We start from the raw sequence: 12,647 nt of genomic DNA on the forward strand, positions 1-12,647 counted from the left end.
GGCTCGCCGGCCAGCGACGACGCCGGCCAGGCCCGCGGCGAGCGCGGCCGAGCCCGCGAGCAGGCGCGTTCGTAACGCAGTCATGAGAGTCCCCTCGTGAAGATGGTCATGACGGGGACACAGCCTCCCCAGGCTTCGCGTGCCCCCGCGTTGTCGATCATCTTCACAGACCGGAGAACAATCCGTGCGATTTTCGGTCGAATGCGGATCAGTTCGTGATCATGCCCTCGGCCAGGTCGGCCGCCCGCGCCAGGGGGGAGCGCCGGTCGGCCGGGCCGTAGCCGCCACCTCCGCCGGACTCGCAGCGCAGCACGTCACCGGCCGACACCGGCAGGGCGTTGACCTTGAGCATCCGGCGCTCGCCCGCCGTGCCCGGATTGAGCGTCACCCGTGGGGGAGCGCCCGCCGCGCCGCCGGCCAGGCCCCACGCGGGCGTGACCGAGCGCTCGAACCACAACGACAACGAGGTGTCGCCGCAGAACTCGTACTCCCGCACCACGCCGTTGCCGCCGCGCCACTGACCGGCGCCGCCGGTGTCCGGACGCATCTCGTAGCGGCGCACCCGGACCGGGAACAGCGTCTCCAGCACCTCGATCGGCATGTCCCGCAGCGAGCCGTTGACGTTGTTGATCAGGCACGACTCGCCGTCGCCGCCCTCCCACGCCCCCCAGCCGCCGACGGTGGCCTCCTGGGAGACGTACAACTTCCCGGTACGCGGGTCGGTCCCGGTGAACTGCACGATCATCGAGTCCCCGTACGAGGCCGCCGCCGCCTTGCCCGGCAGCGCCGGGGCCAGCGCCTTGACCACCAGGTCGATGAGCAGCCCGAGGTGGGAGTAGTAGTACTGGCAGGCGGCCGGCGACCGCGCGGCCAGCATCGAGCCCGGCCGGGTCTCGACGCTCAGCGGGCGGAAGGAGCCGCCGTTGAGCGGCACGTCCCCCGACACCAGCAGCTTGTACCCCACCCGCACCGCCGCAACGGCCTGCGCCGCGCCGCAGTTGACCGGCCCGCGGGCCTGGTCGGCGCAGTCGGTCAGGTCCACGTGCATCGACTCGCCCGACACCGTGACCCGCACGTTCACCGGCAGCGGCGTGGCCAGGTCGACGCCGTCGTTGTCGAGGAAGCCGGACGCCTCGTACACGCCGTCGGGGATCGCGGCGATGGCCTGGCGTTCCATGCGCTCGGTCTGGGCGAAGATCTCGTCCCGGGCGGCCATGACCGTCTCCAGGCCCCAGCGCGAGACGATCTCCTGCAGCCGCCGCTGGCCGGTCATCGCGCAGCTCACCTGGGCCCGCATGTCGCCGAGCGTGGCGTGCGGGAAGCGCACGTTGCGGGCGATCACCTCGTGCAGGTCGCGGCACGGCCGCCCGCCCGCGTACACCTTCACCGGGCCCAGCCGCAGGCCCTCCTGGAAGATCGAGGTGGAGTCCATCGAGCCGCCCGGGTCCTTGGAGCCGACGTCCAGCCAGTGGGCGCGCGAGGCGGCGAACCCGGCCAGCTCGCCGCCGGCGAAGATCGGGCCGTAGACGGTGACGTCGTTGAGGTGGGTGCCGCCGACGTAGGAGTCGTTCAGCACCCACACGTCGCCCTCCTGCCACACCTCGCGGCCGTACATGCGCTCGGTCTCGCGGGTGCACACCTCCAGGTTGCCCAGGAAGATCGGCAGGCCGGACGACTGCCCCAGCACGTTGTGGTCGCGGTCGAGCAGCGCCACCGCGCAGTCCTTGGCCTCGTAGATCACCGGCGTGTACGAGCTGCGGATCAGCGTGGTGTTCATGTCCTCGGCCGCCTGCAGCAGAGCGCACCGGATGATCTCTGTGGTAACCGCGTCGATCATTGGGTCGATCACTGGACGTCCACCTTCACGATGAGGAAACCGTTGTCGTCGACGGCCGCCAGGCAGCCCGGCGGGATGACCGTGGTCGCGGTCTCCTCGACCACGATCGCGGGCCCGGCGAACGAGCCGGACAGGCCCGCCCGCCGCAACACGGGCGTGCGGTGCACCACCCCGTCGAAGATCACGTCCCGGACGTTCCCCGACGTCTCCTCGCGCGGCTCGGCGGCCCCGGCGGCGGCGCGCGGGAACGAGCCGAACCCGGTGCTGCGCAGCATGACGAACTCGACCGGCGCCTCGGGCGTGGCGTGGCCGTACCGGCTGGTGTGCGCCTCGGCGTAGCGGGCCGCGACCGCGGCGAGGAAGCCCGGCTCGCCCGGCTCGGCGGCGTCGCGCAGCGGGACGGTGAGCGTGTAGTCCTGGCCCTCGTAGCGCATGTCCACGGCGTGCTCGACCCGGCGGCGCTCCTCAGGGACGCCCTGCCCGGCCAGCGCCTCCAGCGCCTCCCGCTCCAACGTCGCCAGATGCCCGGCCATGTCGTCGCCGTCGAGCGTGTCCTGCGGCCGGAAGTACGGGTGCGTCAGGTCCCGCCGCACGTCCGCCTCCAGCATGCCCCAGGCCGAGAACGCCCCCGGGAAGCGCGGCACGACCACCTCGGAGATGCCCAGCTCACGGGCGATGAAGACGGCGTGCATCGCGCCCGCGCCGCCGAAGGCGACCAGCGCGAACTCCCGCGGCTCCACCCCGTGCTCGACCGTCAGCGTGCGGATCGCCTGGGCCATCTTGGCGTTGGCCACGTCGCACACGCCCTCGGCCAGCCGCAGCGGGTCCAGATCCAGCTCCCGCGCCAGCGTGACCACGGCCGCGCCCGCGGCCTCCTCGTCCAGCGTCATCAGCCCGCCCGCGAACCAGGCCGGGTCCACCCGGCCGAGCACCACGTTCGCGTCGGTCACGGTGGGCCGGGTGCCGCCCCGGCCGTAGCAGGCCGGGCCCGGCACGGCCCCGGCCGACTCCGGGCCGACGCGCAGCGCGCCCGCCTCGGCGTAGGCGATCGAGCCGCCGCCCGCGCCGATGGTGTGCAGGTTCACGATGGGCATGAGCACCGGGTAGCCCTCGATGCGGGCCTCGGCGCTGACGTCGGGCCGCCCGTTCACCACGAGCGAGACGTCGAAGGAGGTGCCGCCCATGTCCACGCAGATCGCGTTCTCCCGGCCCAGCATGCGGGCCGCGGCCACGCCGCCCATCGTGCCGCCGACCGGCCCCGACAGCAGCGTCTGCAACGGCCGCCGCATCGCGTACGAGGCGTTGACCAGCCCGCCCGACGACTGCATCACGTGCACCGGCACCGACAGGCCGCGCTCGGCGAAGCGCCGCTCGATCCTGGCCAGGTACCTGCGCACGACCGGCCCGGTGTAGGCCTCCAGCACCGCCGAGGAGGTGCGCTCGTACTCGCGCCACTCGCGCGCGACCTCGTGCGAGAGCACCACGAGCACGTCCTCGCCCAGCTCGGCCCGCAGGATCTCGCCCGCGCGCAGCTCGTGCGCGGGGTCGGCGAAGGAGAACAGCAGGCACACGGCGACGGCGTCGAAACCCTCCTCGCGGGCCCGCCGCGCGGCCCGCCGCACCGCCTCCTCGTCGAGGGGTTCCAGCTCGCGGCCCCGGTGGTCGAGGCGGCCGCCGGCCTCCATGACGTCCTGGCGCGGCACGAGCGGCGACGGCTTGCGGTAACGCAGGTCGAACATGCGGTCGCGGTTGCCGCGGGCGATCCGGTAGACGTCCCCGGCGCCCCGGCTCGCCAGCAGCAGCACCCGCGCGCCCTTGCGCTCCAGCAGGGCGTTCAGTCCCTGCGTGGTGCCGTGCACGAAGAAGGAGATGGCCGCGGGGTCGTCCACGACCCGGCCGAGCGCGGCGAACACGCCCTCGGCCAGGTCCCCCGGCGTGGTGGGCGCCTTCGAGGCGGTGACGGCCCCCGTGCGCTCGTCGTAGCAGACGACGTCGGTGAAGGTGCCGCCGATGTCCATGGCGACGCGATAGGTCATGCGCCGCACCGTACGCGCGCGGCGGCGCCGCGACCTTGGGCGTCCTGCACAGGGAAGGGGCGCTTGCCGTGCATCGCGCTCAACCCGGTGCGCCCACTCAAAAATCTACAACGTAAAGGCGGTAGCCTGGCGGACGTGTCCCAGTCGTACCTCACCCTCGCGACCGGCGTCGAGCACGAGACCGAGGTGCGCCGCTCCCGGTTCGTCTGCGCGCTGGCCCCCGCCCGTACCGTCGAGGAGGCCGCCGCCTTCATCGCCGCCCGCCGCCGCGAGCACGCCGGCGCCACCCACAACTGCACCGCGTACGTGATCGGCGGGCGGCTGCAGAAGGGCGACGACGACGGCGAGCCCGGCGGCACCGCGGGCACGCCGATGGTCCAGGCGCTGGTCGGCCGGGGGTTCAACGACGTGGTCGCGGTGGTCACGCGCTATTTCGGCGGCGTCCTGCTGGGCGCGGGCGGGCTGGTGCGCGCCTACGGGGGAGCGGTGACCGAGACGCTCGACCTGGTGGAGCCGGTGCGGATGGTCCCGGCCAGGCTGGTGAGCGTCTCGGTGGCCCACGACCAGGCCGGCCGGGTGGAGAACGACCTGCGCGCCTCCCGCTACGCGCTGCGCGAGGTGACCTACGCGGCCGGGGTGACGTTCTCGGTGGCGGTGGGGGAGGACGAGGTGGCGGCGTTCGGCGAGTGGGTGGCCGCGCTGACGGCCGGCCGGGCCCGCGTCGAGGTGGGCGAGGGCGTGCACGTGCCCGGCTGAGGCCGCTCAGCCCTCCAGGGCGTACTGCATGACGCGGAACTTGGCCTGGGCCTCGGCCAGCTCGGCGGCCGGGTCGGAGTCGCCCATGATGCCGCCGCCGGCGAAGAGCCGGGCGCGGTTGCCCTCGATCAGCCCCGAGCGCAGGGCGATGCCCCATTCGCCGTCGCCGTGGGCGTCGATCCAGCCGACCGGGCCCGCGTAGCCGGCGCGGTCCATGCCCTCCAGCTCGCGGATGACCTTGATGGCGGTGTCGGTCGGGGTGCCGCCGACGGCGGCGGTGGGGTGCATGGCGGCCACCACGTCGAGCACGGACGCGCCGTCGGCCAGCCGCCCGGTGACGTGGCTGGCCAGGTGCTGGACGTTGGGCAGCACGAGGAGTTCGGGCTCGTCGGGGGTGTGCAGGGAGGAGCAGAGGGGGGCGAGGGTCTGGCGCACGGAGGCGATGGCGCACTCGTGCTCGTGGCGGTCCTTCTGGGAGGCGAACAGCGCGGCGCCGCGGGCGACGTCGTCGGCCGGGCCGGTGCCGCGGGCGGTGGTGCCGGCCAGGACGAGGGACTCGATCTCCTGCCCGGTGCGGCGGATGAGCAGCTCGGGGGTGGCGCCGACGAGGCCGGCCACGGAGAAGGTGTAGCACTCGGGGTAGCGCCGGGCCAGCCGGGTCAGCAGCAGTCGCACGTCGATGGGGTGCTCGGCGGTGGCGAGCAGGTCGCGGGCGAGCACGACCTTCTCCAGTTCGCCGTCGCGGATGCGGCGGGCGGCCCGGGCGACGACGTGCTCCCATTGGGGGGCGGTGAGGCTGCCGTCGCCGTAGCTGATGCGGCCGGGCTCGCGGATGGGGCTGAACGTCTCCAGCGGGGCCTCGCCGACGGTGGTGAGCCAGGCGCGGCCGCCGCGGCGGGCGAGCACGGCGCGGGGGACGACGAGCACGGATCCGGGGGCGTCCTCGTCGAAGGTGAAGCTGCCGAAGGCGACGGGGCCGGAGCCGGAGCCGGGGGCGCGCCCGGCGTCGTCGGCGGGCGCGTCGCCGAGGACGGTGCGCAGCCACTCGCGAGCCCAGGCGAAGCGGCCGGGGCCCGGCGGCACGGCGACGCGGGCGGCCTGGCCCCATCCCACCAGGCCCTCGCCGTTCCTGATCCAGGCGTAGGGCGCCGTCTTCGGGAGGGATGCCAGCAGGTCACCGGGGTCGCCGACAGGGGTGGTGCGAACCGGTAGCGGGCGGGTTGTTCCGAGCGCGACACTCACTCAAGACACTCTATGCGGGAACTGAACACGTTCGACTCGGACCCCCGTGAATGCGGTGTTACTGCCCACGAGCCAGGAAATAACCGGATCTTGACGTTCATTGGGGGCGCCCAGCTCGCGGAGGCACTGTCAAGCGGCGATAGGAAGACGGTCCTGAAATGGCAGACCTCGCCTGAAGGTCATGGTGCGTCCTTGATCGACTCCCTACCTTTGGGGCCATGATCGGTCGCCTGTCCCCTGTCGTCACCGCCGTCCTCGTCCTGGCCGCTTCGGGCCCCGCGCAGGCTGTCGTCGCAGCTCAGCCCGTCCCTGAGACGATGGCGGCGCTGGGCGACTCGATCTCCACGGGCTTCAACTCCTGCGGCTGGTACGTCTCCTGCGCGGCCCGTTCCTGGGCGGCCGGCGACAACGCGCAGGTGGTCAGCCACTACCTCCGGCTGCGGGGCCTGGCTGGAACGCTCCACCGGGAGAACTTCGCGGTGCCGGGCTCGACGAGCGCCGACCTGCTCGGCCAGGTCAACCAGGCGATCGCGGCGAAGGCCGATTATGTGACGATCCTCATAGGCGCCCAGGACGCGTGCAAGCGCACCGAGCGGGAGATGACGCCGGTCGCGCTCTACCGCCGGCGCATGGACGCCGCGCTGTCGGCCCTGCGTGCCGGCATGCCGCAGGCCAGGGTGTTCATCGCCAGCGTGCCCGACCTGCGGCGGTTGTGGCAGGTCGGCAAGGGCAACCCGCTGGCCCGTACGTTCTGGACCGTCGGGAGGATCTGCCAGACCATGCTGGCCGACCCGGCCTCGGTGAAGAAGGCCGACGTCGAGCGGCGGGCCCGGGTGCGGGCGCGGGTGATGGCCTACAACAGGGAGGCGGCGTTGGCGTGCGAGGCGATGGGGCCCTCGTGCGACACCGACGAGGGCGCGATCTTCTCCTTCCCGTTCACGCTCGACCACGTCAGCAAGTGGGACTTCTTCCATCCCAACCTCGCCGGGCAGAAGGCGCTGGCCGAGCAGACGTTCGAGCACGGCTTCGTCTGGGAGGACCCGCGCTAGCCCCACCCGGGTGAGTGGCCGCCTTCCGGCGCGCGGGAAGAAAAGCCGCGTACGCCGCGAAGGATGGGTGAAAGCAATGATCACCCACCGGAAGGCACACTCATGACGGAGACGGGCACATGACCGCCGACGTGGGCGAGCAGGTGACCGACGCCGACCTCGTCGCCGGCTACCGGCGGAACCCTGAGCTGTTCACCGCCGTGTATGACCGGTATTTCCGTGACGTCTACCGGTACGTGGCGGGACGCCTGGGCGCCCAAGCGGCCGAGGACGTCGCGGCCGAGACGTTTCTGCTGGCGTTCGACCGGCGTGACCGTTTCGCGCTGGAAAAAGGTGCTCTGCGGCCCTGGTTGCTCGGCATCGCCACGAACCTGGTGGCCCGGCATCGGCACAAGGAGGCCCGCCGGTACAAGGCGCTGGCCCGGCTGGACCCCGTGCCGGTCGTGGAAGGGCACGAGAACCGGGTCGTCACCGCCGCGACCGCGCAGCCGTACCTGGCCATGGCGCTCGCCTCGCTGAACGGCGGCGAGCGTGACGTGCTGCTGCTCCTGGCGCTGGGCCAGCTCAGCTACCTCGAGATCGCCCAGGCGCTCGGCATTTCCCTCGGCACGGTCGGCTCACGCCTCAGCCGGGCCCGCGCCAAGATCCACGCCCTCACCGACAAGGAGACCCCTCATGCGTGACCTGGAAGAGATCGCCGCTTTGCTGGACGAGCCGGAGCCGTCCGCCGAGACGGTCGCGCGCGGCAGGGAGCGCCTGCAGCGGCGGGTGCCGGCGGGCCGGGCGCGCCGGCGTGCCGGCTGGTTCGTCCCGGGAGTGGCCCTGGCCGCCGCCGGTGCCGTCGCCGCGGTCGTGTTCGCCACGGGGGCGCCCACGAACGACGGCGCACCGGTCACGGGCAAGGAGGTCCTGCTCATGGCCGCCGTCCGCGCGGAACGCACGCCCCAGGGCTCCGGGACGTACTGGCACGTCACGCGCCGGTGGCTCTCGTCGGACGCCCCGCCGATGGAGAGCTGGACCAGGCGCGACGGCAAGCGCTGGACCAGGGCCGTGCCGGGGGATCCCGCCGGCGCCGTCATCCAGGCGCCGGAGGGGCAGACGCTCAGGCTCAAGGGCGCCGAGGTGAGCTTCGAGGAGCTCGAAGGGCTGCCGACGGACCCCGAGGCGCTGAAGGCGTCGCTCGTCGCCCGCAAGGGTCAGGAGAGGGACATGACCGGGTCAGAGATACGCGGCGATCCCACCCTCACCCTGCTGGCGCTGATCACGGACCTGCCGGCGCCCGGGGAGGTCCGCTCGGCGGCGTTCCGCGCGCTCGCCGCGACACCGGGGGTGGAGAACGCGGGCGCGGTCGAGGGCGGTCAGCATCTGCGCATTCCCGAACCCGATGGCGACACGGACATCGAACTGGTCGTCGATCCCGAGGAGGCCCGGGTGGTCCGCGCCAACCTCGTCCTCGTCGACGACGGCGGCCTGGCGTTCAGCGCCCAATTCATCTCCGTGACCACCGAGTGGACGGACCAGCTTCCCGCGGTGCAGAGCTGAGGCGGGATGCCGTGAGCCCCGCGGGTGATCGCGACCGCTGACGGTCCTCCTCTCCCGCACGCGTCCGCCCCCCGGGCTGGAAGGCCCGGGGGGCGGACGCGTCGTGATTCAGCTTTCCGGCCGTACGGGTCAGCCCACGGCGTAGGCGCGGGTCACGGTCTGGGTGACGCCGTTGCCCGCCTTGTCGGTGACGGTCGCGCGCAGCGAGACGTATCCCGCGGTGGCGGGGTTGTCCAGCCGTGCCGTCCAGCCCGATCGGCTCGCCCGGACGTGCACCGGCCGCCACGTCCTGCCGTCGTCGGCGGACGCCTCCAGCTTGATCGAGGAGACCGCCGCCCTGGCGGCGCCGGGAGCGCGTTCGACCTGGATCGGGACGGTGGTCCGTGATCCCGGCCTGGCGCGGTTGGCGTCACCGAGGCCCTGGGGCGCGTAGCGCACGGCCATCAGCGGCAGCGGCTCGGGCTTCGCCGTACGGGCCGAGCGGAAGGTCCAGACGGCGTCGACGCCGGTGGACAGCTCGGCCTGCGATCGCCGGGTGGAGGCGGTCAGGGTGTAGGCGGTGTCGGCCTGCGGCAACGTGGCGGTGAGCGTGCACTCCGCGCCGGGGTAGGGCAGACAGCCGGTGATGCCGGTCGTGGCGATCTGCTTGCCGTTCCCGGTCAGGGTGAGGGTGCCGGTCGCGGTCGCGTCCATGCCGGTGCGTCCGGCGACGCCGCTGCTGTACAGCCCGTGGGCGGGGAAGGCCAGGGTGTCGCCGGCCCGGCTGCCGCCGGAGGCGGCGAAGGAGGGGCCGGTCACCGCGGCGTTCCAGACCTGGGTGAAGTTCCTGTCGCGCACCGGGCCGGTGCCGAGCTCGGTCAGGCCGCCCGTGATGAACTCGTCGTTCCACGCGAATCCCGGGGTGAGGTACCTTGTCACGCTGCTCGGCAGCGGGATGTCGTCCCAGATGCCCAGTCCTGGCGAGAGGGCGTCGCCGGGCGGCACCGGCCCCGTGATCAGCGTGCCGGTGGCGCCCGGGACGGTCGAGCGGTAGGTCTCGGTCGCCTTGACCAGGTCCCGGGTCCGCGCGGCGTACCCGGGGGCGTCGGGGAAGCCGTCCGTCCTGTGGTCGACGAGGTCGTAGCGGTACGGGCTGGGCGTCGTGTCCTTCTTGGTCCACGTGGTCTGGGCCAGGTAGGTGAGCCCCGGCTGCCGCACCGGGACGACGTAGAAGCCGCCGGAGTAGCCGAACGCGCTCATCGCGGTCCTCCAGGGCCCGTTGGCCACGGAGAGGGCGAATCCGGGACCGGGGACGGCGGTGGGCTCGTCCACCGTGAACGTGATCCGCTTCGCCTGGCGGCCGTCGACCGTCAGCGACACGTCGGCGTCGCCGACCTCGAACGGCCGGTGCGCGAGCGTCAAGCTGCGCTCCGCCCTCCCGAGGATCTCGGTGTAGAGGTTCCAGCGTCCCTTCGGCAGCCTGATCCTGGCCGTGCCGCCGTGGAAGACGAGGTTGCGCGGCGCGCCGGTCGCCTGGTCGTAGACGACGCCCTGCGCATAATCGGTGGCGGCCCCGTCCCTGTCCTGGACGGTTACCGTGACGTCATGGGACTCCGGCTCCACATAGGCCCCGGCCGGGGTGCGGACCACCGTGTCACCGGCCGTGGCGGTGACGATGCCCGGATGGTCGCCGGGGCCCTTGCCCTCGGCGTCGATCGTCACCGCGACCGAGGCCTGCCCGCCCGCGGGCACCTCCAGTCGTTGCGGCGACAGCGTGAGCACGTCGGAGCCGGCCGCGAGGTCCAGGGTGACGGGCGTGGCCCCGGTGTTGCTGTAGGTGATCTTCCCGGTGGCCCGCCGCTCGCCCGGCCGGTCCCAGGGGAAGGCGGCCCACACGCCGGTGGGAGTGGCGATCACCTCCTGGGCCAGCGAGCGGAGCACGTCCACCCGCCCGGTGCCCTGCTGGTACGGCGTGGCGCCGTCGGTCGGCCGGGCACTGCCGACGAGCGCCGCCTTGAGCTGCTGCCCGCTCCAGTCGGGATGGCGCTGGGCGAGGATGGCCGCCGCTCCCGCCACGTGCGGACTGGCCATCGACGTGCCGCTCATCGCCACGTGGGTTCCGTCGGCGGTGCCCGCCGCGGCGGCGGCCATGATGTCCACGCCGGGGGCGGTGACGTCCGGCTTGACGGCGTGGTCGCCGATCCGCGGGCCCGTGCTGGAGAAGTCGGCCACCTGGTCGGAGCGGTCCACCGCGCCGACGGTCAGCGCGGCGTCCGCGCTGCCGGGGCTGCTCACGCTGCCCCCGCTCTGCTCGCCCTCGTTGCCCGCGGCCGCCACGAACAGGGTGCCCGTGGCCTGCGAGAGGGTGTTCACGGCCTGCTCGATCGGGTCGAGGCCGGCTTCGTCGGGGCCGCCGAAGCTCATGTTGACGATCTTGGCCTTGACCTCCGTGGCGGCCCACTCCATCCCGGCCAGGATCGCGGAGTCGCTGATCTGCGTGCCCAGCTTGCCGAAGGCGATGCGGGCTCCCGGCGCCACGCCGCGGTACTTCTCGCCGGCGCCGGCGATGATCGAGGTGACGTGCGTGCCGTGCCCGAGTCGATCGGTCATGTCAGGCTCGTCGGAGAAGTTCCGCGCCTGGGTGACCACGTCCTTCAGGTCGGGATGCGTGGGGTCGTACCCGCTGTCGAGCACGGCGACCGTGACGCCCTGTCCGGTGAATCCCCGCTGCCACGCCTCGGTCGCGCCGATCTGCCTGGTGCTGCGGTCCAGGGTGTAGGCACGCCGGCCGTCGAGCCAGATCCTGCCCTTGCCCGCGGCCAGCGTGGACGCCCCGCCGAGCAGGCTCCGCCACGCCTGGCCCGCGCCCTTCTTGGCCACCCGCTGGGCCGTCATGTCGAGGGCGGCCAGTCGCCGGGTGGTGGCCGCGCCGCGCAGCGCGGGGGCGCTTCCCCGCGGCGACTGGGTGATCAGCGGGATGTCGGGCGTGTCCGCGTCGCCGTAGCGCCAGGCGAGCAACTGGGTGACGTCGAACAGCCGCTCGTCCAGCACCCCCTGGGCGACCAGGGGCGCGGCGTCGGACGGGACGACGTACAGGTGCCCGGCGCGGTAGCCGGAGGAGAAGTGCACCTCCCGGGCCGTGCCCGGCTCCACCCGGAAGCTCCTGCCCGTCACCACGACCCGGTCGCCGGTGAGCAGCGTCACACTGCCCGCCGGGCCGGAGCGCGGCTCACCGGGACGTGCCTGGCCCGCCTCGGCCGTGCCGGTTCCCGTTGTCGCGCCCATACCCAGCGTGCCTGCCAGGACCGCTGCCAGCAGTCCTTTGCCTAACGTCATTGATCCTCGCAAGAAGAGAAGACGATCGCTTTCCTCTCCTCTTCCGCGTAAGGCGGATTCTTCTTCCCTGGGCCCCTGAGGCGGGGGACGAGCTAGCGGCACTGCGCGAGCATGGCGTTCTTGTCGGCCCTGGTCACGGGCAGGTCGTACTTGAGCGCGACCTGGGCGAAACGGGTGACGTACGCGCAGCGGACGCGGCGCTGGGGAGGCAGCCACCCGGCCGGGCCGGAGGCGTCCTTCTCCTCGTTGGCGCGGCCGTCGACGGGTAACAGGTTGAGCGGGTCGTTGGCGAAGTCGAGGCGTTTCGACATCGGCCAGCGCGGCGCGCCCATGCGCCAGCCGTAGTTGAGCGGCACGACGTGGTCCACCTGCACCTCGTCGGCCTGGGCCTTGTGCCAGGAGATGAGCCGGCCGGTGTAGGGGTCGGTCAGCTCCATGGCGACGACCTCGCAGCTCGACCCGGGCCGGTACTCGACGCCGGTGCCGTCGCGGGCGAGCAGGTCGTCGCGGGTGCGGCAGCCGTTGCGGGCGTAGGGGACGCCGGTGGCGGTGTCGGCCCAGTTCTCGCCGTACCGGCTGCGGGCGTAGCCGGTGTTGGGGCCGCGGCCCTTGACGCGTAAGCGGCCGATGAGGGCGCGCGCCCTGGCCCTGTCGCCGTCGGACAGGACGGGGGCGAGGCCGGGCAGCGTCCCGCTGGCGTTGCTGAGGGGGCTGGCGGCGGTGGCGGCGGGGCTCTTGGCGCTGCCGATGAAGGAAGCGACGATGACGGCTCCGGCGAGGATCGCGATGGCGTCCTTCGTGCTCAAGCAGCCCTCCGTGGCTCCCGCGGGCGAAGTTGTCTAGAGAATTCCCGCCATCGCCGGATTTGAC

At 73.0% G+C, this 12,647-nt stretch carries 9 protein-coding genes; 4 read left to right on the plus strand and 5 right to left on the minus strand.

Annotation, left to right across the window (positions count from 1 at the left end):
* Positions 1 to 208 precede the first annotated feature (208 nt).
* Both ACWCSD_RS34895 and ACWCSD_RS34900 read right to left on the minus strand, forming a co-directional pair.
* Positions 209 to 1,837 (minus strand): hydantoinase B/oxoprolinase family protein, encoded by a 1,629-nt coding sequence (locus tag ACWCSD_RS34895; protein WP_449921362.1) that lies wholly within the window; start codon positions 1,835 to 1,837, stop codon positions 209 to 211.
* Between the two features lie 8 nt (positions 1,838 to 1,845).
* Complete coding sequence (locus ACWCSD_RS34900; protein WP_449921365.1) at positions 1,846 to 3,873, minus strand: hydantoinase/oxoprolinase family protein; 2,028 nt, start codon at positions 3,871 to 3,873, stop codon at positions 1,846 to 1,848.
* Between the two features lie 135 nt (positions 3,874 to 4,008).
* Here ACWCSD_RS34900 and ACWCSD_RS34905 point away from each other — a divergent pair, with 135 nt between their 5' ends.
* On the plus strand, positions 4,009 to 4,629 hold the full coding sequence (locus ACWCSD_RS34905) for a YigZ family protein (RefSeq protein ID WP_352364154.1): 621 nt from the start codon (positions 4,009 to 4,011) through the stop codon (positions 4,627 to 4,629).
* Between the two features lie 6 nt (positions 4,630 to 4,635).
* Here the strand turns inward: ACWCSD_RS34905 and ACWCSD_RS34910 are convergent, their stop codons facing one another.
* Positions 4,636 to 5,871, minus strand: a complete 1,236-nt coding sequence (locus ACWCSD_RS34910) for an isochorismate synthase (protein WP_449921367.1) — start codon at positions 5,869 to 5,871, stop codon at positions 4,636 to 4,638.
* Between the two features lie 218 nt (positions 5,872 to 6,089).
* Here ACWCSD_RS34910 and ACWCSD_RS34915 point away from each other — a divergent pair, with 218 nt between their 5' ends.
* From ACWCSD_RS34915 to ACWCSD_RS34925, 3 genes are all read left to right on the plus strand, one after another.
* Entirely contained in the window at positions 6,090 to 6,920 is an 831-nt protein-coding gene (locus tag ACWCSD_RS34915) for an SGNH/GDSL hydrolase family protein (RefSeq protein ID WP_397158652.1), read from the plus strand.
* A gap of 119 nt (positions 6,921 to 7,039) precedes the next feature.
* The gene (locus ACWCSD_RS34920; protein WP_397158650.1) at positions 7,040 to 7,603 is read left to right on the plus strand and encodes an RNA polymerase sigma factor; all 564 of its coding nucleotides are present in this window, start codon (positions 7,040 to 7,042) and stop codon (positions 7,601 to 7,603) included.
* Complete coding sequence (locus tag ACWCSD_RS34925; RefSeq protein ID WP_449921371.1) at positions 7,596 to 8,462, plus strand: CU044_5270 family protein; 867 nt, start codon at positions 7,596 to 7,598, stop codon at positions 8,460 to 8,462. The genes ACWCSD_RS34920 and ACWCSD_RS34925 overlap by 8 nt, the downstream gene beginning before the upstream one ends.
* A gap of 129 nt (positions 8,463 to 8,591) precedes the next feature.
* Here the strand turns inward: ACWCSD_RS34925 and ACWCSD_RS34930 are convergent, their stop codons facing one another.
* A complete protein-coding gene (locus tag ACWCSD_RS34930) occupies positions 8,592 to 11,777 on the minus strand; it encodes a S8 family serine peptidase (protein ID WP_449921373.1) in 3,186 nt (1,061 codons plus the stop codon).
* A 92-nt stretch (positions 11,778 to 11,869) separates the two neighbouring features.
* Positions 11,870 to 12,583 (minus strand): HNH endonuclease family protein, encoded by a 714-nt coding sequence (locus ACWCSD_RS34935; protein ID WP_397158644.1) that lies wholly within the window; start codon positions 12,581 to 12,583, stop codon positions 11,870 to 11,872.
* Positions 12,584 to 12,647 lie beyond the last annotated feature (64 nt).

Source organism: Nonomuraea sp. NPDC001684 (assembly GCF_053596515.1).